Origin of the sequence: Microbacterium murale, from assembly GCF_014635185.1 — a bacterium.
GTDB lineage: Bacteria > Actinomycetota > Actinomycetes > Actinomycetales > Microbacteriaceae > Microbacterium > Microbacterium murale.
On record NZ_BMCM01000001.1, the window covers coordinates 647960 to 674309 of the forward strand.

The following is a 26350-nucleotide window of genomic DNA, read 5'->3' on the forward strand; positions in this document are numbered from 1 at the left end:
TTCGCTTTACAGTCTGTCAAGCGACTTGGCGCAATGGACAGAGAAAGCTTTACAAGATGCAAACCCAAGGCTTTACTGTCTGTAAAGCCTTCCGCCACGGCGGCGGAAGTACGCACGAGACTCGAGGACGAGAATCATGAGGACAGCACCCGCATCAGACATCGACCTGTTCGCCGACGACGTGCTCGTCGATCCGTATCCGACGTACGCGACCCTGCGCGAACTCGGCGCGGTTGTGCACGTGCCACGCAACGACGTCTACGCCCTCACCCGCTACGACGCCATCCGCGACGCACTTGCCGACTGGGAGTCGTTCTCCTCAGCCACGATCGGGTTCAACCCGATGGTCAACGAGGCACTCGCCGGCACCTCCCTGCGCTCCGATCCGCCGGAGCACACCACGCTGCGCGCGACCCTGTCCGAGAATCTCACCCCGCGTGCGCTGCGCGGCCTGGGCGTGCAGATCGAGGCGAAGGCCGATGCGCTCGTCGCCGAGCTCGCCGCGCGTGGCGACTTCGAGGCGATTGACGACCTCGCCCGCGCGTTCCCGCTCGAGATCGTCGCCGACCTCATCGGCTTCACCGGCGAGGTGAAGGAGAACATGATGCGCTGGGGCCAGGCCGCGATGGAGGTCATCGGCCCGATGAACCAGCGCACGCAGGAGAACTTCCCCATCGCCGGCGAATTGTACGGCTGGTGCAGCAACGTCACCGCTGCCGACCTCGCTGAAGGATCCATCGGACGCGGCATCTTCGACGCCGAGACGCGCGGAGCGATCCCCGAGGGCAGTGCCGGCCACATCATCCACCAGTACCTCGGCGCAGGTGTCGACACCACGGTCGCGTCGATCGGCAACATCGTGGCGCTGTTCGGTCGCCACCCCGAGCAGTTCGAGCTGGTGCGTCAGGATCCCTCGCTCATCTCCGCGGCCTTCAACGAGGTGCTGCGGTACTGGGCACCCGTGCACGCGTGGGGACGGCGCGCCACCCGCGACGTGGAGCTCGACGGCATCGTGATCCCCGAGGGCGCCCAGGTCGCGATCCTCTTCGGCGCGGGCAACCGTGACCCCCGCCACTACGAGAACGCCGACGTGTTCGACATCACCCGCAATCCGGTCGACCACCTGTCGTTCGGATACGGTCCGCACGGCTGCGCCGGGCAGGGACTCGCGCGACTCGAGGCCCACGCCGTGATCCGCGCACTCGCCGTGCACGTCGGGTCGTTCTCACTCGGCGACGAGATGCGCGAGCCGTCGAACATCACCCGCAGCATCCGCACCCTGCCCGTGCACGACGTCGTACCGGCGTGAACGTGACCACCGTCAGAGAGGACACCCCATGATCATCGAGCTCGACCGCCCCCGCTGCGAGGGTCATGGCCTCTGCGAAGAGGCCGCTCCCGACCTCATGCACCTGGACGACGACGGCGAACTCGTCGTCGATGTTCCCGAGGTCGAAGGCGCCGATGTCACCCGCGCGCAGGCCGCCGTGCGGGTGTGCCCGGTCGCTGCACTGCGCCTGGTCAGTCCAGATGCGGCCGACCCCGCAGCCGCCTCGGAATGACCATCAACCGCCTCGAACGCGTCGTCGTCGTGGGCGGTGGGATCGCCGGCCTCACCGCCTGCGACACACTCCGCGAGCGCGGCTTCGACGGCGATCTGGTCGTCATCGGCTCGGAGTCGCACGCCGCATACAGTCGCCCCGCGCTTTCGAAGGCGCTGCTGAAACTCGACGGCGACCTCACCGCCCATGAGCTCTCGCCCGCCACCCACGGCGCGAGAGAGCTTCGCGGTGTATCCGCGATCGGGCTCGACATCGAGCGCCGTACAGTCTCTCTCGACGACCGTGACGATCTGACCTACGACGGGCTGGTCATCGCAACCGGCTCGCGCGCGCGGCGCCTCAGCGATCACCCTGGCGAACTGACGCTGCGTGGTCTCGACGACGCGCACGCTCTGCGGGACCGGCTCGAAGGGCGCCCAGAGGTTGTCGTGCTCGGCGGCGGAGTGCTCGGCATGGAGATCGCTTCCGGCGCTGTCGCCGCTGGATGCCGCGTCACCCTGATCGCGACATCCGAACCGATGTCGCGGCAGCTGGGGGCGCACGTCGCCGGCATCCTCACGACATCCGCCAGAGAACAGGGTCTGCGCATCGTCGTCACGGCGTCCGCGAGTGTGGATGCTGAGGGTGAGCGAGCCGTCGTGCGCACCGCCGACGGCTCGATGTATACCGCCGACGTTCTCGTCAGCGCAGTCGGCGACGTGCCGAACACGGAATGGCTCGGCGCCTCCGGCATCCTCAGCGGTGGGCGACTCCTCGCCGACGAGTACGGGCGCATCGCGCCGGGGGTGGTCGCCGCGGGTGACGTCACGGGCTGGGGGCCGGGCGCCATCCGCACCCCGCTGTGGACCAGTGCGATCGAGCAGGCGAGGGCCGCGGCATCCGCTCTTCTCGACCCTGAGGCTCCCGCGCTGCGCTTTCAGAACTACTTCTGGACCGAGCAGTTCGGCCACAGCGTCAAGGCCGTGGGGCCCCTGCCCGTCCGGGGAGCGCCCGAGGTGCTGATCGGCGAACCGGATGCCACTCCGTCACTGCTGCGCTGGCACGGCGCCGACGGCACGCGCTCGGTCATGGCGATCGATCACCGCATCCCGATACCCCGGCTGCGCCGACTGACGGACGCCTCTTTCGACTGAACCCCTGCCTGCACAAACAGAGAACCGGCCCCGGAGATGATCTCCGGGGCCGGTTCTCGGTGGTTCGGGAACTACTCCGCGATGACCTGCTCACGCTTGGTACTCGGCAGGAACAGCGTCAGCACGGCCGATCCGACAGCGGCGAAGGCGGCGACGATGTAGACGACGCTGAATCCGCCGCCGAGCGATGATCCGGCCAGACCCATGATGTCGCCCTGCGCCGCGGTGATCGATGCGACCGCGCCCTCGACGGCCTCAGCCGGAGCACCCGCAGCAGACATCTCGCCGGCGAACTGCCCGACCACGCCCTCCCAGCCCGAGAGCCACGCGAGCGGCGGGACGTGCGAGAGGCCCTCGACGGCCTCGGGCGGGATGCCGGTTCCCTGCAGCACGCTCACAATCGGCAGTGCGAACGCCGACGCGCCCACCCCGAACGCGATCGCCGAGCCGACCACAGGGCCGAGAGTGAAGCCGAGGTCACGCATCAGACTCGTCGTGGCCGAGGCCATGCCGATCTGATGCTCGGGGACCGTGTTGATCGCCACGGCCGTGATCGAGCCGATCGTGAGCGCGAAGCCGACACCGAGCAGCAGCAGGGGCAGGAGGAAGTCGGTCCACGGGGTACCGCCGAAGCGGGCCGGAACTCCGATCGTGTACGACGACAGCCAGAAGCCGGAGATCGCCATGAGCGCGAAGCCGCTCGTGAGCAGCCAGCGAGGCGCTACCGAGTGGATCAGGCGGCCGACGATCGGAGACAGCACGAAAGCGGGACCCTGGATCACCACGAACAGCACGCCGATCACCCAGACCGGCTCCTGGGCGAGCGCGCCCATCGAGATCGAGGTCGCGAAGCAGATCGCGAGGAACGCGAACATTCCCGTCACGGCGACGATCGCCGCGGTCGAGTAGGTGCGGTTGCGGAACAGTTCGAGGTGAAGGAGCGGAGACGGCGACCGCAGCTCGATGATGACGAACGCCACCAGAAGCACGACGCCGATGATGTATGCCGCGATGACCTGCCAGTATCCGAAGCCGTGATCGACCGCGGTGACCGTCGCGTAGAGCACGGCGATGAGGCCGAGCGCGAACGTGATCTGGCCCGGCAGGTCGAGACGGCGGCCGGCCGGAGCCGACGAATCTCGCGTGGTCGCTGAGACCGCGACAAGCACCACAGCGACCGCCGCGATGATCCAGTACGAGACGCGCCATCCGCTGAACTCGTTCGGGGCGCCCGGCTCTGCTCCCGGGATCGTGAAGAACTGCGCGGTTACACCGGCCATGACCGGCGAGATCACGGCGCCGAGTGACAGGAAGCCTGCCCAGGTGGCGATCACACGAGATCGTTTGGCGCGGTCGGGTGTGAGCGCCGATACCATCGCGAGTCCGATCGGGAAGAGCAGACCCGCCCCGATTCCGATCACGGCCTGGGCGAAGATCATGAATGCGATGTCGGTGGCGAGGGCAGAAAGCGCTGCGCCGAGAACGACCATCAGGGAACCTGCGATCATCAGCTTCTTACGGCCGAACTTGTCGCCGAGCAGGCCGAAGGTGAGCTCGAAGGCGACGATGCCGATCTCGAAGATCGCGGTGATCCAAGTGAGCCCGGCGCCGGTGGCGTGGAACTCGGCTGCGAACGCGCCGTTGAGCGCGCCGGGCACTGCGTAGGCGGTCTGTGCCAGAGTCACGGACAGGAAGGCGGCGATGAAAGTCGCCCGCACTGACCCGCGCGAGGCGATGATCGTACTGGTCTGCGTTGACATGGTGGGAACTCCTTTGTCCCTGATGCGTGGATGCGGTGGACCCGCGGCTCGGGCGCCGAGGTCTACGCCAAGAATGGCCTTCACTTTATAGCTTGTCAAGCGAATGTACGGACTGTTATGTGGTTAGTGTTGGCGCATGGCAAATCTTCGCGAGAAGCAGAAGCAGCAGACACGGCAGTCGCTGCTCGATCACGCGCTGCGGCTCTTTCAAGAACAGGGGTACGTCGCCACCACGATCGATGACATCGCCACGGCAGTCGGCACGACGCGCGTGACGTTCTACGCGCATTTCCCGAACAAGACCGAGCTCATGCGCGCGCTGTTCGGCGAGCTGAATCGTCACCTGGATCGCCGCGAGGACTCCGAACACGGATCGACGGCGGGCTCCCTGGTGGATGCTGCGAGAGAAGGCAGCTTCGACGCGATCCGCGCCTGGATCGGCGCGCAAGCAGAGCGCTGGCCCGACATCCGGCCGTACATCACCGTGGTCGAAGAGGCGTCGGCCGTCGACCCGGAGATGCGGGACCTTCGAGAAGCATGGTTCGGTGAGGTCATCGACGACATCACGACCGGCCTCGCCGCCGCAGGCCGCTTCGACGAGGCCACGCGGAGGTACCGCGGCTACCTGGCCATGGAGCTCCTGAACAGCGCGAACCTACGATGGATCCAGCACCCCTGGTCACTTGATGACGGTCCGGAGCTCGACATCCTCGCCGTCGCGTGGACGAGCCTGCTCGGAGACTGAAGGCATCGGTCACCGCCCGGATACGGACTCGCTTCGCTCCCGCCCGGCGAGATCGATCAAGAATCAGCCACGACGTCCACGATCGCGATGCGCTCATACGGGCGGCCGATGTTGTTGAGCCGTGGTGTCACCTCGTCCACAGCAAAACTCTTGATCTGCGAGACAAGCGCAGCGATCAGCGCATGCGACTCCATGCGTGCAAGCCCCTGACCCGCGCATCCGTGCGTTCCGTATCCGAACGACAGATGATCGGTCGGGTTGCGGGTGATGTCGAACATCTGCGGGTCCTTGTAGTGGCGCGGGTCATGGTTGCCCGCCGACAGCAGCAGTGCGACCTGCGCGCCCGCGGGAATGACCGTTCCGCCCACCTCGACCGCATCCTTGACGAATCGCCCGATGACGGGGAGCGGTGCCATCGTTCGAAGCACCTCGGCGAATGCCGACGCGATCAGTGTCGCGTCTTCGCGCAGCATCCGATACTGCTCCGGGTTGCGCCCGAGCAGGATCGTCGCGTTGCCCAGCGCCGCGATCGTCGTCTCCATGCCCGCCACGACGATCTGCTCGATGAGGATCGACCGGTTCTCGTAGGGGATCTCTCCACGATCCGCGGCGGCGAAGATGCCGCGACCCAGGCTTCCTTCGCGCAGGTCCTCCGCAGTGAGGCGTCCTCGCGTCCAGGCGAACATGCCACCGGCCACCGGAAGCCCCGCCCGACCGCGCTCGTTGAGCGGGCCCTGCGCATTCAGGGCCGCCTCGGCCCAGACCAGCAGCAGGTCACGCTCCTCACCCTGCACGCCGATCATGTCGACGACGACCGAGAGCACGAAGTCGCGAGCGAAGTCACTGTGACCGTCGAACGCGCCACGGCCCGCAAGGCCTCGCACATGTGCTGCGCCCTTCGCTTCCATCTCGGCCTTCAGCCCGCGCAGCGCACGCGGAGTGAGATTCTCCATGAGCGCGTCCCGCAGCTGCTTATGATCCGGCGGATCGGTGGCGATGGTCGTTCCGACCATGATGTCGTTCATCCTGTCGTTGAACGCGACCTTCTGCGACGAGAAGATCGCGGGGTCGTTCAGGATGCTGCGGATGTCGTCGTAGCGCGTGATCGCCCACAGCTCGCACGCCGGCAGGTACACGACGGGAGCGAGTTCGCGGAGCTCGTCCTGAACGGCCTGCGTGCTCCGCAGCACATCATCGGAGAACAGATCCAGGTCGTCGACGGTGACGGGCCGGACGCCGGTGCGAGTGGTCATGAGCAGTCCTTCGGGTAGGAGCGGGTCGGGGCGTGGAATCGGATCCGGCGGTGAAATCGGGTGGATGCCGGATGCCGGCGGATCAACGAGCGTGCAGGCGAACGGGCAGGGCGGACATGCCACGCACGACCGGGTGGCTACGGCGCACCGGGTCGCCGATCAGCTCGATGCGATCGACGCGCTTCAGCAGTGAAGTCATGAGTGCCGCCGCCTCGAGCCGCGCGAGCGCCTGGCCTGCGCATCCGTGTGCGCCAAACCCGAACCCGACGTGGTCGATCGGCCGGCGCTCCGGCCGGAAGAGGGCAGCGCCTGGAAAGTGCCGATCGTCGCGGTTCGCCGACCCGAACGACAGCAGCACGCGCTCGCCGGCCGGCAGCACGAATTCGTCGTAGGCGACGTCGCGGGTCGTCACGCGGAAGAAGCCCTGGATCGGCGACTCCAGCCGCACGATCTCTTCGAATGCGCCGGCGGCGAGAGACGGGTCGGCGACGATCCGCTCCCAGGCCTCCGGCCGCGTGGCGAACAGGTGCAGCAGTGACGACAGCGCGTTGACGGTGGTGTCCATGCCCGCGACGAGGTAGCCGTTCATCAGCCAGACGCCCTCCTCGTGCTCGATGAGGCCGTCGTCGACGGCATCCAGAATCGCGCTGCCCCACGAACCGGACCGCAGGATCGATCGATCGCACTTGGCGGCCATCCACCCGAAGTAGTGGCCGGCCTCGGGCAGGCGTTCGGCGAGCTCGGGCGTCAGCGGCCCGAACAGGCGATTGACGACGTCGGCGCCGGGCAGCAGCGGCTCGCGATCGTCCTCAGGCAGGCCGATGAGGTCGGCGACGACCGACACCGGGATGACCTCGGCGATGTCGGTCACTGCGTCGAGGCTGCCGCGATCCACGGCATGCGCCACCAGGGCGTCCACCTGCGCGAAGATGTCGTCGCGCACCGCGGCCATCGCGCGCGGTGACGTCTTCGACGAGAGCACGGAGCGAAGAACCGGGTGCCGCTGTCGGTCGGAGGAGATCACGGACGACGTGTGCGACTCCTCGAGCAGGCCGGTGCCGCGCGCGGTCGAGAACGTCTGGTCGTCGGCGAGCGCGGCCCGCACATCCTCGTAGCCCGGCAGCACCCAGGTCTCGTGCGCGGGAAGCTGCATCACGCGACCGAGTTCGCGCCACTGCCGGTATCCCTCGAACGGGTCGTGGGTGAATTCCGGCGCGAACGGGTCGAGGTCGCTGTGCTGGACGGTCGCCGGGAGCGTGGTCATGTGCAGATTCCACTTCTTCGTGTGATCCAAACGGTAGTATTTACTACTGTTCCCATAATGCGAGGATGAGGGGGAGATTGCAAGCCTCAAGATCGACGCATCCCTCAAGAGCAAGAGAACCGATGAGACCTCCCCGTCAGCAGCGCAGCCGGCAGACCTGGCAGAGCATCGTCGACGCTGCCCTGATCGTGCTCGAGCGCGAGGGGCTGGGCGGCTTCACGATCGCCGCTGTCTGTGCGGAGGCGGATGTCGCACCGACCGCGATCTACGCGCGGGTGTCGAGCAAGGACGAGCTGTTCGCCGCTGTCTACGAGAGCGGAAATCAGGCGCTCGCCGATGACGGGCTCATCTTCCTCGACGACGAGCGATGGGAGTCGCTCACCCTCGACGACGCGGTCGATCGCGCCGTCGAGGAACTGATGGCGATCGTCAGCCGACGAGCCGGATTCCTGCGCGCGGTCGTCAAGATCGGCGGGGATGACCTGGACGCTCGGCGCACCGGCTCCGAGCGGGTGGCGCAGCTCGGGGAGCAGTTCTGCCATGCCATCCTGTGCGGCCGTACGGATGGCGAGGTGCTCGCGACGCGCGCGGCCGCCGCGTTCCGGCTCGTGTACTCCGCGCTGTTCTTCGATGCGATCCATGGGGAGGACTTCGGCGCGGTCGTGCGCGTCGACGACGCCGAACGGCACGCGGGCCTGCGCGCCGCGGCCCACGCACTGCTCGCGGTGCCCTGATGCCCGCCCGCACCCGTTCCGTGCGCAGTCAGGCGCGGGCACGCGACTTCGGCCAGGCGCTCGACGGATGGGGTCACTTCACCGATGCGGGTGGCCTGGACGCTCCGCCCGGAGAGTGGATCCGCGCCGATGGCGAGCTGATCCGCGGCGGCCTCGACCGCACGCAGCTCGACCTGCTGAGCGTGAGCGCCCCCGGACTCGTCGTCACACGCATGGCCGAGCACGTCGCGCGGACTCCGGACGTCAAGCACATCGTCGTCGTGCAGCTCGAGGGCACCAGCGTCCTCACCCCGACCGACGGTCGTCCGCCTGTGCACCTCGGGCCGGGAGATCTCAGCTACGGCGATCCGACCGTCCCGTACCGGTGGGAGTTCGAGGGCCCACTGAGCCTCATGATGCTGCGGGTGCCGTTCGCGGCCTTCCCGCTCGCGCCGGCGTCGCTGCGTCCGATCCTCGGGCAGCCGTACAGCTCGCGCGAGGGGTTCGCGCGCCTCGCCGTCGGGTTCGCCCGTGACGTGCTCGCCGACGCTGATCTGCTCGGTGGGCCGACGGCGCCGCGAATCGTGCAGAACGTCGTAGACCTGTTCGCGACCATGCTCGCAGGTCGCTTGGCCGAGACGCACTCGGACGATCCGACCCAGCCCGCATTCCGTCGCGTGATCGGCTACATCGCCGAGCGCTTGACACCGCCGTCATTGACGCAGCCGCTGGGCCTGCCGCAGATCGCACGCGCCGTCGACATGTCGCCGCGGTACGTGCAGTCGCTGTTCCAATTACGCGGGATGACGGTGTCGGGCTGGATCCGGCAGCGCAGGCTCGAGGTCGCCCGCCAGGCGCTCGCCGATCCCGCGTGGGCCGGAGCCGACATCGCGCAGGTCGCAGCAGCGCACGGCTTCTCAGACCACTCGCACTTCACGCGCGTGTTCCGCTCCGCCTACGGCGAGACCCCCAGCCGGTGGCGGTCGGACGCCGGCTGAGGGTCTCGATTGCCTGGTTCAGGACGCCTGGCGATCCAGAATTTGCGCGAACGCTGCTCGCAGCACCGCCCCGGGGTCCTCGGCGCGGTGCGTCTGGCGCAGCGCGATGTGGTGGTCGGGGCGGACGAGCAGGCAGCCGTCCTCGTCGATCCCGCCGCGCCGGCCGAAGTCGCCGTAGAGGTCCTGGACATCACCGACATGACCGATCCGCACCACGACGAGGTCGATCCCGAACTCCGCGGCGACCGTGGGCGCGGCATCCGCCCATGCCTGGCCGCGGTCGCGCGTGACGAGCGTGAACCGCTCGTTGCCCGTGATGTCGAGCGTAGACACCGTGTGCGTCGCGTCGCCGACCCAGGCGTGCAGGATGCGCGCACCGGGGTGGCTGGTCGGCTGGATGTACAGCTGCGCGTCACGCTCGTACGTGAGTTCGGTGCCGTCGTCGACGACCGCGGACGACGTGTAGACGTGGTTCATCTCCACGCCGTGGGCCTCGAAGATGTACGACTCCTCGTCCAGCGCCTCGCGCAGGCGGCGCCGGCGCTCGGCACCGGCATCCGATTCCTCACCGAGCTCGGCGAACGTCGCCGAGCGCTCCTCGAGCGGCAGCGACGGGTCAAGGCCGATGGCGGGCAGGAGATCGGCGCCCAGGACCCAGCTGTCCACGGCGCGGTTCACGACCTGCGCACCGATCGGCTGGCGCTCGGCGCTGTAGCTCTCGAGTAGCCCCGGTCCGGCGAGATCCTTGACCGCGAGGGCGAGCTTCCACGACAGGTTGAACGCGTCCTGGATGCACGTGTTCGCGCCGAGGCCATTGGTCGGGGGATGCCGGTGCGCGGCGTCTCCGGCGACGAACACCCGGCCCTTGCCGTATTCGGCCGCGACGACTCGGTTGATGCGCCACGGGTACAGACCCTTGATCGTCACCTCGACGGTGTCGTCGCCGATGGCCCGGCGGATCTCGTCCGCTGCCTCCTCGGCGGTGAGGCGCGAGTTGCGCTCGCCGAGGTAGACGAGGGATGCCGACCACTCGTGCCACGGGCGCACCATGCGGATCATCGCGCGGGCCGGGCCCTCCGGACGGTTCTGGATGATCTCGTACAGCGACCCAGGACGGTGCGCGACGTAGCGGGACAGGTCGGCCTCGAAGCTGATGTTCAGGGCGTTCGCGAGTCCGGACTCGCCGACGTACTCGAAGCCCAGTGCCGTGGCGACCGGGCTCTGCCCCCCGTCGGCAGCGACGAGGTACGCCGCGCGCAGCGTCTCGGCCCTGCCGGTGACACCGTCGACGACGTGGACGGTGACGCCGTCGGCATCTTGCTCGATGCCGGTGAACGATGTCTGGAACCGGATGCGCGCGCCCAAACGCGCGGCCTCGCCGAGCAGGATCGGCTCGAGGCGGTTCTGAGGGATGTCGCATCCCTCGACGGGACTGGCCGTGAGGTACTCGCTCTGGCGCGAGGGGTTGTTGCCCCACGACCAGGCGCGGCCGAGCTCTGTGCCGTTGAAGCCCGTGGCGACGATCTGGCTGGCCATCGTGCCGCGGGGCGATGCCTGCTGCTGCACCGCGTCATCAAGTCCGAGGGCGCGCAGCACCTCCATGGTGCGCTGGTTCGTGATGTGGGCGCGCGGGGAGTCGGCGACCCAGGTCTCGCGGGTGATGACCGTGACCTTGACGCCGTGGCGCGCGAGCATGACGGCCGTCGCGACGCCGGTGGGGCCGGATCCGACGACGATGACGTCGTTCTCCGCGGCCTCGCCTTCGATGTGCTGGCGTGCAGATGACCAGGATGTGCGGGTGAGGTTCTCTGCCATGAGAACTCCGTTTCTTCGCTGAAATGCCCGCCGTCGATGGCAGGCAGAACACCATCCTCCGTCGCGCATGCAGAATGCGCTTGCGTGACTGCGCATGGACACTGGCTGATTCGCGCACGACGTCAGCATCACGTCTCGAGAACCGGCATGGATGATTCACCGCGAATCTCCCGAGCGTGCAGGCGCCCGTCCACTTCCGACCACCGAGATCGCGCTTCTTGAACAGGTGATCGGCTCACCGGCATCGACTGTCGGCGAGCTCGCCGGTTGCCTCGGTTTGCAGGAGCCGAACGTGAGCACGGCGTTGCGCGCTCTGGAACAGTTCGGGTTCATCACGCGGCGCCGAAGACGCCGGGAATCTCATCGTCAGACTCGCGCTGCGCGCAACTCTGTCTCGATGAGGGATGCCGTGTGCTGCAGGGCCGGCAGCAACTCGGCCCGCACGTCCTCGGCCGCCCCGCGAGCGGTGCTGGTTGAGACGTTGAGTGCTGCCGTCGCCCCGGAGCGCGTGACCAGCGGAACAGCGATCGAGCGCAGCCCCTCTTCGAGTTCGCCGTCCACCATCGCCCACCCCTGGTCCCGCACGGCGTCGACCTCGGCGATGACCGCGGCTCGATCGGCACGAGTGCGCGGCGTGTACGCGACCAATTTCGACGCATCGAGCACAGCGGCGGCATCCGCTTCCGGAAGCGCGGCCAGCAGCACCCGCCCCATGCTCGTCGCGAATGCCGGAAGCCGTGTGCCGATCGTGATGCGCACGCTCATGATGCGGCGTGCAGCAGCGCGGGCGACGTAGACGATCTCGTCGCCGTCGAGCACGGCGACTGAGACCGACTCGCCGATCTGGTGCGACAGCGCGTCGAGGTGCGGCTGCACGATCTCCGGCAACGACAGCGATGAGAGGTAGCCGTAGCCGAGCTCAAGCACCCGCGGGGTCAGCAGGAATCGAGCATCCGCTGTTGCCCGCACGTAGCCGAGCTGCTCGAGCGTGCGCAGGAACCGTCGGGCCGCGGCCCGTGGGATCTCGGCCCGGCGGGCGACCTCGGCGAGGGAAAGCTCGGCGGGTTCACCGTCGAAGGTCCTGATGACCGCCAGCCCGCGTGCCAGCGACTGCACGAAATCGGCCGTCGCCGCCGCGTCGGCAGTGGGCGCAGCATCCGATTCGGTCACTCGAGAACCCTATCGATGACTCAGCGCTCGAGAACGACGGCCAGGCCCTGCCCGACACCGATGCAGATTGCGACCACGGCGACTCCCCCGCCTCGACGGCGCAGCTCGTGGGCGGCGTGGCCGATGATGCGGCCACCGGATGCGCCCAGCGGATGCCCGATCGCGAGCGCACCGCCGTGGATGTTGAGCTTGTCGGGGTCGAGTTCCGGCCAGCCACGAAGGCATGCGAGCGACTGCGATGCGAACGCCTCATTGAGCTCGACGAAGTCGACATCGGCCCAGGTGCGCCCGGCGCGGGCGAGTGCCTTGTTCGCCGCTTCGATCGGCGCGATCGGGAACTCGTCCGGATCGACGCCGTGTGCGCCGCGCCCTGTGATCCGCGCGAGCGGTTCGCCCGGCAGCGCGCCCTCGGCACCCAGCAGCACGGCGGATGCGCCGTCATTGATCGACGAGGAGTTTCCGGCCGTGACCGTGCCGTCCTCGGCGAACAGCGGCCGCAGACCGGAGAGCTTCTCGATCGTGGAACCGTCGCGGATCCCCTCGTCACGAGCGAGCTCGGCACCGGGCACCTGCACGATCTCGCCGTCGTAGATGCCGGCAGCCCATGCGCGGGCCGCCAGCTCGTGCGAACGCACGGCGAACGCATCCTGCTCTTCGCGGGCGATCCCTGCGACCCGAGCGGTCTTCTCGGCAGCCTCGCCGTTCGAGATGGTCCAGGCTGTCGGCAGCGCACGGTTCGTCATGCGCCAGCCGATCGCGGTGTTCCACATCGTCTGGTTGCCGGTCGCCGGGTACGGCTTCGCCGACTTCTCCACCACGAACGGCGCGCGACTCATCGACTCGACGCCTCCCGCGAGGATGATCTCCGCGTCCCCCGACTCGATCGCGCGCGAACCCTGGATCACAGCCTCCACGCTCGACGCGCACAGCCGGTTCACCGTCACTCCGGTCACCGAGGTCGGGAAGCCCGCGAGCAGCGCACCCATCCGGGCGACGTTGCGGTTGTCCTCCCCCGCCTGGTTGGCGTCGCCGAAGATCACGTCGTCGATGCGCGCAGGGTCGAGCCCGGTGCGCTCGACGCTCGCGCGCATCACGACCGCGGCGAGATCATCAGGGCGGATGCCGGCGAGCGCACCGCCCGCGCGACCGAACGGCGTGCGAACGGCGTCATAGATGTGCGTGGTGGTCATGACAGCTCCAGTCCGGTCAGCGCAGCGAGGGATTCGACAGTATTGTCGCCGAACGCCTCGCGCACACGGAAGCCCTCGGAGGCGACGTCGAATACCGCATGATCGGTGTAGACGCGGCTGACGCAGCCGACGCCGGTGAGCGGGTAGGTGCACGAGGCGACCAGCTTTGGCGACCCGTCCTTGGCGAGCAGGTCGGTCATCACGTAGACGTCCTTGGCGCCGATCGCGAGATCCATCGCGCCGCCGACCGCCGGGATCGCCCCGAGAGCACCAGTGGACCAGTTCGCGAGGTCGCCGTTCTGCGCGACCTGAAAGGCTCCGAGCACGCAGACGTCCAGATGCCCGCCGCGCATCATCGCGAAGGAGTCGGCATGGTGGAAGTACGCCGCCCCCGCGAGAGCGGTGACCGCCTGTTTGCCGGCGTTGATAAGGTCGGGATCGACTCGATCGGATGCTGGAGCCGGGCCCATGCCGAGCAGACCGTTCTCGGTGTGCAGGATGATCTCGAGGTCGTCGGGCAGATAGTTCGCGACCAGCGTCGGCGCACCGATGCCGAGGTTCACGAACGCCCCTTCGGGGATGTCGGCGGCGATCCGGGCGGCCAGTTCGTCGCGGGTGATGCGGGTGCTCATGATGCGACCTCCTCTGCGACAGCATCCCCTTCGACGGCGTGCAATGGCCGGCCCTCGAGATCGACCCCGCCGATGAATCCTCCGTCGTGCAGCCAGCGTCGCTCGCCCACGGCGACGACACGGTCGACGAAGATGCCGGGCGTGACAACGGTCTCGGGGTCGATCGCGCCGAGGGGGACGATCTCGTCGACCTGCACGATCGTCGTGGTGGCGGCGGTCGCCATGATCGGACCGAAGTTGCGTGCCGTCTCTCGGTAGACGAGGTTGCCCCAGCGGTCGCCCTTGAGGGCGCTGATGAGTGCGAAGTCGGCCGCGATCGGGTACTCGAGCACGTAGCGGCGCCCGTCGATGACCCGCTCCTCCTTGCCCTCGGCAAGCTCGGTGCCGACGCCGGTCGGCGTGAAGAACCCGCCGATGCCGGCTCCGGCGGCACGGATGCGCTCCGCGAGGTTGCCCTGCGGCACGAGCTCCAACTCGATCTTTCCCGATCGGTACAGATCGTCGAAGACCCATGAGTCGCTCTGCCGCGGGAACGAGCAGATGATCTTGCGAACCAGCCCCTTGGCGAGGAGCGCGGCGAGGCCCGCATCACCCTGGCCGGCGTTGTTGTTGACGATCGTGAGGTCGCCGGCACCGTGTGCGATGAGTGCGTCGATCAGCTCGACGGGCTGACCCGCCCGCCCGAAGCCGCCGATCAAGACGGTAGCGCCGTCAGGGATGTCGGTGACGGCGGATGCCGCATCCGGCACGGTCTTGTCGATCACTGCGCCTCCTTGCTGTGTTCGCTGTGCGAACGCTGGTTCGCTGTATGAACAGTGTACGGCAAGGCCCCGACGGATGTCAGCGGGAATCACAGATGTCAGCCGAGATCGCCGATCCGGACTGACATCTGTGATCCGGACTGACATCTGTATCGGGCCCGCGGGCGGCTCGCGGATCAGTCGGTGGGCGCGAACAGCTCCGGCATCCGCGCGCGAACCTGCTCGATGTCTGCGAAGACCGCGCGAACGTGACCGCGCAGCAGCTCGATGGCACGCTCCCGTTCGCCGCCGACCAGGGCGTCCAGTATCGCGGCATGCTCGGCGATGTACGCCGCCGGTGTCACCTCAGCGAGACCGAGCCTGCGGGCGCGGTCGAGGTGCGCACGCTCCGAGGCGATCGCCTCCCAGGCACTCTCGTGTCCGGACAGCGCCAGCAGCCCGCGGTGGAATTCCTCATCCAGGGCGACGAAGGCCGCGATGTCACTCTCGGTTCCACGCTGCCTCGCGACGTTGTCGGCCAGGCGGGCGATCACCTGCGCGTCAAGATCGTCCCCGGCTTGCTGCAGGCCGCTCGTCTCGACCGCCTCGCGGATGAACTGCGCATCGGCGACGCGTCGCGGATCGACGCGCGAGACGAAGGTGCCCACTTGCGGCACGACCTCGACGAAGCCCTCCTGACGCAGCATGATCAGGCACTCGCGGATCGGCGTACGGCTGACTCCGAGATCGGCAGCGAGCTGGTTCTCGCTGAGCACCTCCCCCGGCGCGAGCTCGAGCGAGATCACCCGCTGCCGCAGCTCGGCATGCAGAGCAGTGCGGCTCGCCGGCCGCGGTCGGGGTTGACGCACGTCGTCCAATCTATGACACCCAGCCATCGGTTGTGCGCTTGTGTACTTGTATATTAGTCACCTATAGTTGATCGACCCGTCGCGCGCGCACCGGATATCGGCGATGATCCAACCAACGCGCACCGTGACGGATGGCCCACCCGGAACGCCAATGAGAGGCGACGTCATGTCATCGACGACAGCACCCACCCAGCCACGCGACCCGTACATCCTCGACGCGGCCGACGTCCGAGAACCGCCCCGCGGGTGGAAGGCGAGCCTCAAGTACTTCGGTCCCGGCTTCCTCACCAGTGCCGCCGTCGTCGGCTCCGGCGAACTGATCACGGCCACCGCACTGGGAGCCCAGGCCGGATTCGTCCTGCTGTGGATCGTGCTGATCTCCACGCTCGTCAAGGTCGCCATCCAGGTCGAGATCGCCCGCTGGTCCATCTCGACCGGCCGCGCATCGATGGAGGGCTACAACGACGTCCCGCCGAAGATCCTCGGCCGCAGCTGGATCTCGTACATCGGCATCCTGATGTTCCTGCAGATCATCATCGGCCAGGGCGGCGTGATCGGCGGGGCGGCGCTCGCACTCAGCATGCTCGCCCCGGTCGGCGGCGACCCGTTCTCTCTCGCCTCTATCGGCGTCTGGCTCGGCATCCTCATCGCCATCGCGATCGCCGTCCAGATCACCAACAAGTACTCGCTCATCGAGGGCCTCGCCACCGTCATGGTCGCGATCGTCACCCTGCTCGTGGTCTTCATGGTCTTCGGCGTGCAGTTCACACCGTTCGCGTGGACCGCGGCCGACCTCGGCGAGGGGCTGCTGTTCCAGATCCCGCTGGGCACCATGGGCATCGCCCTGGCGATGTTCGGCATGACCGGCGTCGGCGCCGGCGAGATCACCGCGTACTCGTACTGGTGCGTCGAGAAGGGCTACGCCCGCTTCACCGGCCCGAACGACGGCTCTGACGCCTGGGTCAAGCGCGCACGCGGTTGGATGTCGGTGATGAAGAAGGACGCGATGCTGTCGTGGGCCATCTACACGATCTCCACAGTCGCGTTCTACGTGCTCGGCGCGGCCATTCTGAACCCGCAGGGGGTCGTGCCCTCCGGCACCGACATGTTCGACGTACTGGCGCGCATCTTCACCGACACGCTCGGCGAGTGGACCCGCTGGATCTTCCTCATCGGCGTCGCGCTGACGCTGTTCAAGACGGCGATGGCGAACATCCCCGGATTCGCCCGCCAGGTGGCCAACACCCTCGCGATCTTCGGAGCGTTCGACTGGCGCGATGTGAATCGCCGCAACCTCTGGCTCAAGGCGCTCGTCGTGATCCTGCCGATCACCTGGGGCATCTTCTATCTGTTCATCCAGTCGCCGTTCCTGATGATCGTGCTCGCCGGAATCGGCAATGCGATCTTCCTGATGGCGATCGTCGTGGCGACCTGGTATCTGCGCACCACGCAGATCGACAAGAGGGTCGCCGACGGCAAGTGGTTCACCGTGTGGCTCGCGATCTCGTCACTCGCCGTGTTCGCGGTGGGCGTGCTGTCACTGATCGATCTGTTCTGATCCGGCATCCGGATCGCGAGAGAGGAAAATCATGAAGGCCGTCATGGTCCATGCCGCGAACGACCTGCGCGTCGCGGAGGTGGCGTCACCGGATGCCGGTGACGAGGGCGTGCTCATCCGATTGGCGTATGGCGGTATCTGCGGCAGCGACCTCTCGTACTGGAAGCACGGCGCATCAGGCACTGCCGTCCTGAGCGAACCTCTCGTCCTCGGGCACGAGGTGTCGGGCACTGTCGCGGCGATCGGCGCCGCGATCACGGCGGAGGCGGCCGCGGCCGGTGTCGAGATCGGCACGCCGGTCACCGTCCACCCTGCGACACGGGTCGGCGATCCAGCCGACTGGCCGGGGGCCGCCGAGCGGACCAACCTGTGGCCGGTCGTGCGCTACTTCGGGTCGGCCGCGTTCACGCCGCACGAGCACGGCGGCTTCTCCACTTCTCGCAGGGTGCGCCTCGATCAGCTGCGAGTGCTGCCGCCGGAGGTGTCGCTGCGCACCGGTGCCGTCGTCGAACCGCTGTCCGTGGCCCTGCACGCCATCGCGCGGGCAGGCGAAGTACGCGGGCGCACCGTGCTCGTGAACGGCTGCGGCCCGATCGGGTCCCTCGCGATCGCGGCACTGCGTCAGGCCGGGGCTGCACGCGTGATCGGCGCCGACGTCTCCGCGCATGCGCTGTCCGTCGCCTCAGCGGTCGGTGCGCATGAGACCGTGAACGTGGGCCTCGGCGAGAAGCTGCCCGAGAACGTGGACATCGTGATCGAGGCATCCGGCGTCGCCGCCGCCCTCGGCGGCGTGATCGGCGCGACCAGGCCCGGTGGCGTGATCGTGCAGGCTGGCAACCTGCGCGCCGGCGCGATCGAGGCGAACATCGCCGGCATCGTCACCAAGGAGATCGACTACCGCGGCAGCTATCGGTTCGCCGACGAGATGGACGCCGCGATCCGGATGCTGGCCGACGGCCTCGACGTCTCAGCCGTGATCACCCACGAGTTCTCGATCGACAACGCAGAAGAGGCGTTCCGCACTGCGACGACGGCGGAGGCATCGAAGGTGCTGCTGCGGCTCGCGGAGTGAGCCCTGCAGTGGCTGACGCCGGCTCCAAAACTATATTCATCGGAATACTTATGGCCGAGATCTGTTTACCATGACAGAGGCGGAAGCCCACCGGCATCCGCCTCGTTCGTATCTCGATGACTCGCCCGCAAGCCGGGGAGAAGAAGGAGAAGGATGACAATGGCTGAGAACAAGGCTTCTGAGAACAAGGTCGCACTCGTCACCGGAGCAGGACAGGGAATCGGGCGCGGCATCGCGCTGAAGCTCGCGTCGGACGGGTTCGACATCGCGGTCGTGGATCTGCCGTTCCAGGAGGAGAAGGCCGCCGGCGTCGTGTCCGAGATCGAGGCGCTGGGCCGCAAGGCGATCTTCGTGGGCGCCGACGTCTCGAAGAAGGACGACATCGTCGCCGCGGTCGACCGCGCCGCCGCAGAGCTCGGCAGCTTCGACGTGATCGTGAACAACGCCGGCATCGCCCAGGTCAAGCCCTTCGAGGAGATCACCGAGGAAGAGCTGAACAAGATCTTCGCGATCAACGTGAACAGCGTCGTCTGGGGTATCCAGGCAGCGGCCGCCAAGTTCACCGAGCTCGGCAAGAAGGGCCGCATCATCTCGGCCGCATCGATCGCCTCCGTCAAGGGCTTCCCCATCCTCGGCGCCTACTCGGCCTCGAAGTTCGCGGTACGCGGGCTCACCCAGGTCGCCTCACAGGAGCTCGCACCCAAGGGCATCACGGTCAACGCGTACGCCCCCGGCATCGTCGGCACCGGCATGTGGGACGAGATCGACAAGCGCCTGTCCGAGATCAACGGCAAGCCGATCGGACAGAACCTGAAGGAGAACGTCGAGAGCATCAGCCTCGGCCGCATCGAGACCCCGGAGGACGTCGCGGGAGTCGTGTCGTTCTTCGCCGGACCGAACGCCGCCTACGTCACCGGGCAGACCCTGCTCGTCGACGGCGGGATGCTGTACAGCTGACGCCACTGCGGAGGGCGCGCCGCCGGGATCCCCGCGCGGCGCGCCGTCCGAACGTCAGACCTTCGCGGCATCCGCGGCGCGAGTCGCCAGCGGGCCGAGGAAGGCTGCGTTCGGGTCAGTCCCGTTGAGATGCCAGTCACCGACGATGCGCGCCTTATAGACGCGCGGGTTGTGGGATGCGACGGTGCGGGCGTTTCGCCAGTGCCTGTCGAGTGCCTTCTGCTCGCCGAGGGCGGAAGAGCTGAGGGCGTCGAACAACAACGTGGATGCTGTCAGCGCCGCGTCCGTGACGGTCAACTGCGCCTCGTACACCGCGATCGTCGCGGTGTGCAGCGCCTCCACGACGATCGGATCGTCACTGCCGGGGTCCGGTGCCAGCAGACTGACGATGTCGTCGAGCCCGCGTGCCGCCCAGCGGACAGATGCTTCGGCCGCCGACGCGAGCGCCGAGACGCGCCCGACGACCTCCTGGATCTGAGCATCCTCGCGCGGCACCGACCCCAGTCCCTGCGGGTACGCGCGCGGGCGAGTGCGGACGGCATTCACGAGGTCGCGCTGCGCAGCACGGGAGATGCCCGCGAGAGTCGCGAGGTGATTCAGCTGGTAGACCGCTTCCTGATACCGGGAACGCGCCGCGAACGGATACCAGGACCCGGCAGGCAGCTCGACGTTCTCGAGAACCGTCGTACCGCTGCCGGTTAGTCTCTGACCGACACCGCTCCAGTCGTCGATGAGCGTCACCCCGTCGGCATCCGCCTCGATCAGTACGAGGCTGACATCGGCGGCATCCGGGCCCTTGGCGAGCACATGGATCCAGTCCGCGAACAGGCTGCCGGTGCTGTAGAACTTCTCGCCGTTCAACAGGAACCTGCCGTCCTGCTCCACCAGCACCGTGCGCATGTCGAAGAACGAGTCGCCTCCGGTCTCCGACCACGCTCCGCCGAACAGCGCACCCTCGGCGATCTTCGCGCGCCACCTCTCATTGCGACCCGCCTCGTCGTCGAAGAGCACGTCCTCGACGAACGCGAAATGGTTGCGCCAGATCTGCGGGAAGTTCGAGTCGGCGGCGCCGAGCTCGAGCAGCAGCACGTGCTCCTGCTCGAGGGTCGCATCAAAGCCGCCCTCGTCACGGGACAGACGCACGGCCCCGAAGCGGGCCTCTTTCAGCCAGGCGATCTCCTCGTGAGGGAGTCGGCGGGTGAGATCGCGTTCGGGAGCGCCGGCGGCGATGCGTTCGAAGATGGGGCGGAAATGCTCGATCAGCTCTGATGTGGCGATGCCGGCAGGAGCCGCGTATCCGGTGGACATGTCCGCCTCAGGCCAGCGCACCGGTGCGGGCGGCCTCGGGCGACGCCTGACCGGCGAACGCCCCGCGATAGCGCGCCGCCGGGTGGCGGTCGTTGAGCCGCGGCGCACCGAACAGCTTCTCGCGCAGGGTGCCAGGTGCGTACTCGGTCTGAGCGAGTCCACGCTCGCGAAGGATCGGAAGCACCTTGTCGGCGAACTCCTCGAACGACCCGGGGATCACTGCGTTGATGACGTTGATGCCATCGACTCCGGCTCGTTGCCACTTCTCGAGTTCGTCGGCGATCTGCTCGGGGGTTCCGACGATGAGGTTGTTGCGCGTCACGCGCGATGCGAGGTCGGCGACGGTCGGCTCGCGATCGGTGATCGAGCGGCGCAGCAGTTCGGTGAACCCCTTCGCGGTGTTGGTGTCGACGTCCTTCAGCTCCGTCTCCGGTGGGTATGTTCTGCCCGTGCGATCGACGATGGCGGAGTGCGCGAGGAACCCCTCGTGGCTGGACCAGCTATTGAACTCCTCGGCCTTCTGCTGCGCCTCGGCCTCGGTGTCTGCGACGACGAACGTCAGGCCCTGGAAGAACTTGATGTCGTCGGGTTCGCGTCCGTGCTCGACGGCGAGCGCTCGCGTCTCGTCGATCTGCCACTTCGCGATCTCGGGGTTCGGAGCGATGATGAAGACGGCCTCTGCGTTGCGGGCCGCGAACCGCCGCCCCGATTCGGACGACCCAGCCTGGAAAAGCAGCGGCGTGCGCTGGGGCGACGGCGATGGCAGATGCGGCCCCTCGACGCGATAGCGCTCGCCTTCGTGGTGGATCTTGTGCACCTTCGTGACGTCGGCGAAGACGCCGCTCTCCTTGTCCTTCAGGACGGCGTCCTCATCCCAGGAGCCCTCCCACAGTTTGTAGACGACGTCGACGTACTCCTCGGCCCAGCGGTAGCGCTCGGCGTGATCGGTCAGCTGAGGGAGTCCGAAGTTGCGCGCCCCGTTGTCCTGCGTGCCTGTCACGATGTTCCACGCGATCCGGCCACGGGAGATGTGGTCGAGCGTCGAGACCTGTCGAGCGAAGTTGAACGGGTGGTTCTGCGCCACGTTCGAGGTGAGCGCGAGTCCGAGATTCTCGGTGACCACGGCGAGGGCTCCGAGCAGCACGGTGGGGTCGTTGCTCGGGATCTGCAGTCCGTGCCGGACGTACACCTCGTAGTCGGCGTCGGCGTCTCCGTAGTGGCCGACGACGTCCGCGAAGAACATCGCGTCGAACTTCGCGGCCTCGAGCGTCTTCGCGAGGTCGATCCAGACGTTCACATCCTCGAAGTCGACCTGGCCGGCATCGGGCCTGCGCCAGTGTCCGTGTTGGATGTGCGAATTCGTGTTCATCACGAATGCGTTGAAACGGAGGGGACGATGAGCGCTCATGACTACGAGAATGCCTGCGTCACGTCACGCGCGCGCGAGTGTGTCGAAGGATCACCGCAGGTTACGCCGTGCGTCGCGTGCGGGCGGCTGCGTCCTGCAAGATGGGAACGCTCGGGCTTCAGGGCGTACTGAAGTTGTGCTCGGCCTTGATCGGCTGGGCCGCCTCAGCGGCGAGGAACGCGAGCACCTCGGCGGCATGGCCAGGCGAGGCGGATGCTGTCACCACGGCGCCCGCGAATACAGTGTCGATCGCACAATCGGAGGGCATGACGCCGAGGATGCGGATGCCGGGCTGGCCGACGAGCTCGCTGAGCTGCTGGAACCCGAGATCGACGACTCCGGCGGCAACAGACTTCGCCACGGGGATGCCGGGCTTCGCCTGCATGAGCCGGTCGCCGACTTCGTCGGTCAGGCCCCAGTCGTCGATCATCTGCACGAGCGCTGTGCCGCTGGGCCCGGTCGAGTACCCGATCCGGGTCGCGGAGCGCAGAGCCTCGCGCAGCTCCGCCGCATCCGCAAACGCGGTCCCCTCGGGGCGCGTCGCCGGCTCTGACGAGTGCGACGGCACGGCCACGGCAACCTGCGACAGCACCAGCGGCGTCACCGTCGCAGCATCCACATGGCCGGCATCCGCCAGCTTCACGAGAGCACCGGATGCGAGGAACACGAGGTCGAACGACTCGCCGGCGGCGACTCGCTCCGCAGCGTCCACTCCCCCGACCGAATCGATGTCCAGCTCGGGCAGCCCGGCTTCGACCGCAGCGGCCGCGAGATCGGCGAGAACATGACGGGTCGCCATCGAGGAAATGGCCCTCACGCGGCATCCTCGAACGTCTCGGCATCCACCTCGGCGGCGGGACCGGGCGCATAGCGCGGTCCCGCAACCGTGGACGTGGAGATCAGCGCGCCGGCGCGGGCCAGCAGGGAATCGTCGATCGTCAGCGCGGTAGCCTCATGATTCTCACGCATATGCGAAACACTCGTCGTCCCTGGGATCGGCACGACATGCTCACCACGCGACAGCAGCCACGCCAGTGCGAGCTGCGCCGGAGTACATCCGGCCTCTGCGGCGAGCGCACGCCAGGCCGGCAGCAGTGCGGCGTTGGCGGGCCAGTTCTCCGGCTGGAAGCGCGGCATCGCCCGTCGGATGTCCTTCTCGGTCAAGGAGGCAGGGTCACCGACCGCGTCGCCGAGGAACCCGCGCGCCACCGGCGAGAACGCGACGAGCGCGATCCCATCGTCCGCCGTCGCGGAAAGCATCCCCAGTTCGGGATTGCGACTCCACAGCGAGTACTCGTTCTGCACGGCAGCGATCGGGGCGACGGCTTGCGCCTCGCGCAGGCGCGCGACCGACACCTCAGAGAGTCCGGTCGCGCCGATCTTCCCTGCGTCGACCAGCGAAGCCAGCGCGCCGACGCTCTCGCCGATCGGCACGCTCTTGTCCCAGCGGTGCAGGTAGTAGAGGTCGATGTGGTCGACGCCGAGGCGCCGCAGCGAAGCATCCACCTGCGCACGCAGCGTCGCGGGACGACCGTCGATGACCTTCACGCCGTCGACCATCGCCATGCCGCCCTTGCTGGCGAGCACGACCTCGTCGCGGCGACCCTTCAGAGCCTTGCCGACGAGTTCCTCGTTGCGGCCGCCACCGTACAGCGTCGCCGTGTCGAGGTGCGTCACGCCGTTGTCGAGCGCTTCGCGCAGCAGTGCCAGGCCTTCCTCTTCAGACGGCGGGATGCCGTAGGCGTGGCTGAGGTTCATGCAGCCCAGTCCCATGCGGGGAAGGATCACGCGAGTTGCTCCTCCAGCTGACCGAGCACGCGGTAGCAGTCGATCACCTGACGAAGCGACGAGTTCGGCTCGCGGCCCTCGCGGATCGCGGCGATGAACTCACGGTCCTGCAGCTCGATGCCGTTCATGCTGACCGCCACGTTCGAGACGTCGATCTGCTCTTCCTTGCCGGTGAAGAGGTCGTCGTAGCGCGCGATGTAGGTCGCGGTGTCGCCGATGTAACGGAAGAACGTGCCGAACGGGCCGTCGTTGTTGAACGACAGCGACAGGGTGCAGATCGCGCCGGTCTCGCTCTTCAGCTGGATCGACATGTCCATCGCGATGCCGAGCTCGGGATGGATCGGCCCCTGCAGCGCATGAGCCTCGACGATCTTGCCCGCCTGGTAGGCGAAGAGATCGACCGTATGCGCGGCATGGTGCCACAGCAGATGGTCAGTCCACGAGCGCGCCTCGCCCTTGGCGTTCGTGTTCGTGCGACGGAAGAAGTACGTCTGCACATCCATCTGCTGCACGTTGAACTCGCCGGCGGTGATCCTGTCGTGCACGAGCTGGTGCGAGGGGTTGAACCGGCGCGTGTGACCGACCATCGCCACGAGGTCCGCCGCTTCGGCCGCCTCCGCCGCAGCGAGGGTGGCTTCAGCATCCGCCAGCGAATCCGCCAGGGGGATCTCGACCTGCACGTGCTTGCCGGCCGCCAGCACGGCCTGCGTCTGCTCGGCGTGCAGACCGGTCGGGGTCGCGAGGATCACGGCATCCACATCGCCACGCTCGAGAACGCCCTCGAGCCCGACGACCGCGTTCGCGACGCCGTACTGCGTGGCGACAGCATCCGCCTTCTCCTGCGAGGTGGCGGCGACGACCGTCACCTCGGCGTCCTCGATGTTCTGAAGGCCGTCGAGGTGCTTCATTCCGAAGGCGCCGTTGGCGCCGACGACGGCGACGCGGATCTTGTCGGTCATTCGCTCTCCCTTTCGCGTTTCGATGTGTCGCACTTCGATATCAGGATGTCAGGCGTTCGCCACGGCCGCGGTCTCCGCAGGCTCGGGGGCATGCACCTGGTCCGCGGGCTCAGCCACGCCTGCTTCGTCGTCGGCGAGGTCGGTCTTGCCGACCGGGTTGCTGAGAACGAGGTGGCCGACCGCGGTGTTGGATGCCGGCACGTGGTAGAACCGGTGGTTCATCTTCGGCGCCTCTCCGCCGAACTGGTCATCCATCGCGCCGCGCGCGATCAGCCAGTCGACGAGCTCGATGCCCTCGGAACCCGCCTCGTCGACGTACTCCATGTGCTGCCACTCGGTCAGGCCGAGCGGATCCTCGATGAGGTGATCGAGGAACGCGTTGTCCCACTCCTCGTTGATGAGACCCGCGCGCGGACCCTGCAGCTGGTGGCTCATGCCGCCGGTGCCCCAGATCTGCACGTTGAGCTCTTCGCCGTCCCACTTGTCGAGCGCGCGACGCAGTGCGCGGCCCAGTTCGTAGCAGCGGCGACCTGAGGGCACCGGGTACTGCACGACGTTCACGGCGAGCGGGATGACCTTGACCGGCCACTCCTCATCCGGGGCGTGGTCACCGAAGACCAGCGACAGCGGCACGGTGAGGCCGTGGTCGACGACCATCTCGTTCACGAGTGTGAGGTCGAAGTCATCCTGGATCACCGACTGCGCGATGTGCGCGGCGAGCTCGGGGTAGCCCTTGACGCCGGGAACCGGACGCGGGCCGTAGCCCTCGTCGGCGACGGGATACTCCGCGCCCGTGCCGAGCACGAACGTCGGGATGATGGAGGCGTCGAACGCGGTGGCGTGGTCGTTGTAGACGAGGATGACGACGTCGGGCTTCTGCTCCTTGGCCCACTTGCGCGTCCACTGGTAACCGTCGAACACCTTCTTCCAGTACGGCTCCTCGGTCTTACCGAGGTCCATCGCGGCGCCGATCGCCGGCACATGCGACGTGAACAGCGCCGAGGTGTACTTCGCCGGCGCGTTCGGCCGGAACGTGTCGGCCTTCTCGCCCGGCGCGGGAGGAGTCCAGCCGTCGAGGTCCTTCAGACGGTTGCCCTCGGGGCGACGTCCGCCGCCGACCATCATGTCGCGGTAGGCCGCCTCGCTCATGCCGGTCATGGAGCCGGCCATCTGCTGGAAGCTCATTCCATGCGTCGCGCCGATCTTGCTGAGGAAGTAGATGTTGCCGCCCTCGTCGATCATGGTGTTCATGTCCATGTCGAGCACGGCCTGCCGCTGCCGGGCATTGAGAGGCCACTCGTCGAGGTAGGCCTCCTGGTCGGCGAGGAAGCGCTCTCGGTTCTCCGGCTTCATCAGCGACATCGAGAACTGGTTGAGGTGATAGCCCTTACGAGCCTGCTCGGCGTCGTAGATGGTGGTGCCTGGAACGTCCTTGTACGGCTTGTCGAGTGCCATG

24 protein-coding genes and 1 pseudogene are annotated in these 26350 nt (G+C 67.6%); 10 read left to right on the forward strand and 15 right to left on the reverse strand.

All coding sequences use genetic code 11. The features are described from left to right. The first annotated feature begins 136 nt into the window (after positions 1-136). From IEV67_RS03090 to IEV67_RS03100, 3 genes are read left to right on the forward strand one after another with little or no spacing between them, the layout of a single operon-like run. On the forward strand, positions 137-1309 hold the full coding sequence (locus IEV67_RS03090) for a cytochrome P450 (RefSeq protein WP_188435109.1): 1173 nt from the start codon (positions 137-139) through the stop codon (positions 1307-1309). 28 nt (positions 1310-1337) lie between these two features. Beyond that, positions 1338-1562 carry a ferredoxin gene (locus tag IEV67_RS03095; protein ID WP_188435110.1) on the forward strand — a complete coding sequence of 75 codons (225 nt, stop codon included), beginning with the start codon at positions 1338-1340 and terminating at the stop codon, positions 1560-1562. Further along, positions 1559-2695: an NAD(P)/FAD-dependent oxidoreductase gene (locus tag IEV67_RS03100; protein WP_188435111.1), complete on the forward strand. Its 1137-nt coding sequence runs from the start codon at positions 1559-1561 to the stop codon at positions 2693-2695. The genes IEV67_RS03095 and IEV67_RS03100 overlap by 4 nt, the downstream gene beginning before the upstream one ends. Positions 2696-2766: 71 nt before the next feature. Here IEV67_RS03100 and IEV67_RS03105 read toward each other — a convergent pair whose 3' ends face one another. Then, positions 2767-4455: an MFS transporter gene (locus tag IEV67_RS03105; protein WP_188435112.1), complete on the reverse strand. Its 1689-nt coding sequence runs from the start codon at positions 4453-4455 to the stop codon at positions 2767-2769. Positions 4456-4591: 136 nt separating this feature from the next. On the opposite strand from IEV67_RS03105, the gene IEV67_RS03110 reads away from it, so the two are divergent. After that, positions 4592-5200 carry a TetR/AcrR family transcriptional regulator gene (locus tag IEV67_RS03110; protein ID WP_188435113.1) on the forward strand — a complete coding sequence of 203 codons (609 nt, stop codon included), beginning with the start codon at positions 4592-4594 and terminating at the stop codon, positions 5198-5200. A 56-nt stretch (positions 5201-5256) separates the two neighbouring features. Here IEV67_RS03110 and IEV67_RS03115 read toward each other — a convergent pair whose 3' ends face one another. Together IEV67_RS03115 and IEV67_RS03120 are read right to left on the reverse strand one after the other, a co-directional pair. Further along, positions 5257-6453 carry a cytochrome P450 gene (locus IEV67_RS03115; protein ID WP_188435114.1) on the reverse strand — a complete coding sequence of 399 codons (1197 nt, stop codon included), beginning with the start codon at positions 6451-6453 and terminating at the stop codon, positions 5257-5259. 82 nt (positions 6454-6535) lie between these two features. Further along, positions 6536-7717 (reverse strand): cytochrome P450, encoded by a 1182-nt coding sequence (locus IEV67_RS03120; RefSeq protein WP_188435115.1) that lies wholly within the window; start codon positions 7715-7717, stop codon positions 6536-6538. Positions 7718-7839: 122 nt separating this feature from the next. On the opposite strand from IEV67_RS03120, the gene IEV67_RS03125 reads away from it, so the two are divergent. Continuing rightward, on the forward strand, positions 7840-8451 hold the full coding sequence (locus IEV67_RS03125; RefSeq protein ID WP_188435116.1) for a TetR/AcrR family transcriptional regulator: 612 nt from the start codon (positions 7840-7842) through the stop codon (positions 8449-8451). Further along, positions 8451-9428, forward strand: coding sequence for an AraC family transcriptional regulator (locus IEV67_RS03130; RefSeq protein WP_188435117.1), 978 nt, complete (start codon positions 8451-8453; stop codon positions 9426-9428). Before IEV67_RS03125 ends, IEV67_RS03130 begins: the two co-directional genes overlap by 1 nt. Before the next feature lie 18 nt (positions 9429-9446). On the opposite strand, the gene IEV67_RS03135 is transcribed toward IEV67_RS03130, so the two are convergent. Further along, on the reverse strand, positions 9447-11243 hold the full coding sequence (locus IEV67_RS03135) for an FAD-dependent monooxygenase (RefSeq protein WP_188435118.1): 1797 nt from the start codon (positions 11241-11243) through the stop codon (positions 9447-9449). A gap of 151 nt (positions 11244-11394) precedes the next feature. Between IEV67_RS03135 and IEV67_RS19135 the strand changes: the two are divergent. Then, a pseudogene (locus tag IEV67_RS19135) lies at positions 11395-11580 on the forward strand (MarR family transcriptional regulator); the annotation flags it as partial. Between the two features lie 29 nt (positions 11581-11609). Here the strand turns inward: IEV67_RS19135 and IEV67_RS03145 are convergent. From IEV67_RS03145 to IEV67_RS03165, 5 genes are all read right to left on the reverse strand, one after another. Then, positions 11610-12413, reverse strand: a complete 804-nt coding sequence (locus tag IEV67_RS03145) for an IclR family transcriptional regulator domain-containing protein (RefSeq protein ID WP_188435119.1) — start codon at positions 12411-12413, stop codon at positions 11610-11612. 20 nt (positions 12414-12433) lie between these two features. Then, positions 12434-13603 carry a thiolase family protein gene (locus tag IEV67_RS03150; RefSeq protein ID WP_188435120.1) on the reverse strand — a complete coding sequence of 390 codons (1170 nt, stop codon included), beginning with the start codon at positions 13601-13603 and terminating at the stop codon, positions 12434-12436. Further along, positions 13600-14235 (reverse strand): 3-oxoacid CoA-transferase subunit B, encoded by a 636-nt coding sequence (locus tag IEV67_RS03155; RefSeq protein ID WP_188435121.1) that lies wholly within the window; start codon positions 14233-14235, stop codon positions 13600-13602. Before IEV67_RS03155 ends, IEV67_RS03150 begins: the two co-directional genes overlap by 4 nt. Further along, the gene (locus tag IEV67_RS03160) at positions 14232-14999 is read right to left on the reverse strand and encodes a 3-oxoacid CoA-transferase subunit A (protein WP_229702668.1); all 768 of its coding nucleotides are present in this window, start codon (positions 14997-14999) and stop codon (positions 14232-14234) included. The genes IEV67_RS03155 and IEV67_RS03160 overlap by 4 nt, the downstream gene beginning before the upstream one ends. 173 nt (positions 15000-15172) lie before the next feature. Further along, on the reverse strand, positions 15173-15844 hold the full coding sequence (locus IEV67_RS03165; RefSeq protein WP_229702670.1) for a GntR family transcriptional regulator: 672 nt from the start codon (positions 15842-15844) through the stop codon (positions 15173-15175). 166 nt (positions 15845-16010) lie between these two features. Here IEV67_RS03165 and IEV67_RS03170 point away from each other — a divergent pair, with 166 nt between their 5' ends. The 3 genes from IEV67_RS03170 to IEV67_RS03180 all read left to right on the forward strand — a co-directional run bounded on the left by IEV67_RS03170 (position 16011) and on the right by IEV67_RS03180 (position 19431). Beyond that, positions 16011-17402, forward strand: coding sequence for an Nramp family divalent metal transporter (locus IEV67_RS03170; protein ID WP_188435124.1), 1392 nt, complete (start codon positions 16011-16013; stop codon positions 17400-17402). A 31-nt stretch (positions 17403-17433) separates the two neighbouring features. Next, positions 17434-18474 carry an L-idonate 5-dehydrogenase gene (locus tag IEV67_RS03175; protein WP_188435125.1) on the forward strand — a complete coding sequence of 347 codons (1041 nt, stop codon included), beginning with the start codon at positions 17434-17436 and terminating at the stop codon, positions 18472-18474. 159 nt (positions 18475-18633) lie between these two features. Continuing rightward, positions 18634-19431, forward strand: a complete 798-nt coding sequence (locus IEV67_RS03180) for an acetoin reductase (protein ID WP_188435126.1) — start codon at positions 18634-18636, stop codon at positions 19429-19431. A 54-nt stretch (positions 19432-19485) separates the two neighbouring features. On the opposite strand, the gene IEV67_RS03185 is transcribed toward IEV67_RS03180, so the two are convergent. From IEV67_RS03185 to IEV67_RS03210, 6 genes are all read right to left on the reverse strand, one after another. Then, a complete protein-coding gene (locus IEV67_RS03185; RefSeq protein WP_188435127.1) occupies positions 19486-20739 on the reverse strand; it encodes an acyl-CoA dehydrogenase family protein in 1254 nt (417 codons plus the stop codon). Between the two features lie 7 nt (positions 20740-20746). Further along, on the reverse strand, positions 20747-22147 hold the full coding sequence (locus IEV67_RS03190) for an LLM class flavin-dependent oxidoreductase (protein ID WP_188435128.1): 1401 nt from the start codon (positions 22145-22147) through the stop codon (positions 20747-20749). 118 nt (positions 22148-22265) lie between these two features. Beyond that, on the reverse strand, positions 22266-22964 hold the full coding sequence (locus IEV67_RS03195; RefSeq protein ID WP_188435129.1) for a substrate-binding domain-containing protein: 699 nt from the start codon (positions 22962-22964) through the stop codon (positions 22266-22268). Continuing rightward, positions 22961-23935, reverse strand: coding sequence for an aldo/keto reductase (locus IEV67_RS03200; protein ID WP_229702672.1), 975 nt, complete (start codon positions 23933-23935; stop codon positions 22961-22963). Before IEV67_RS03200 ends, IEV67_RS03195 begins: the two co-directional genes overlap by 4 nt. Further along, complete coding sequence (locus IEV67_RS03205; protein ID WP_229702674.1) at positions 23932-24894, reverse strand: Gfo/Idh/MocA family oxidoreductase; 963 nt, start codon at positions 24892-24894, stop codon at positions 23932-23934. The genes IEV67_RS03200 and IEV67_RS03205 overlap by 4 nt, the downstream gene beginning before the upstream one ends. 48 nt (positions 24895-24942) lie before the next feature. Beyond that, positions 24943-26349, reverse strand: a complete 1407-nt coding sequence (locus IEV67_RS03210; RefSeq protein ID WP_229702676.1) for a protocatechuate 4,5-dioxygenase subunit alpha/beta — start codon at positions 26347-26349, stop codon at positions 24943-24945. Position 26350 lies beyond the last annotated feature (1 nt).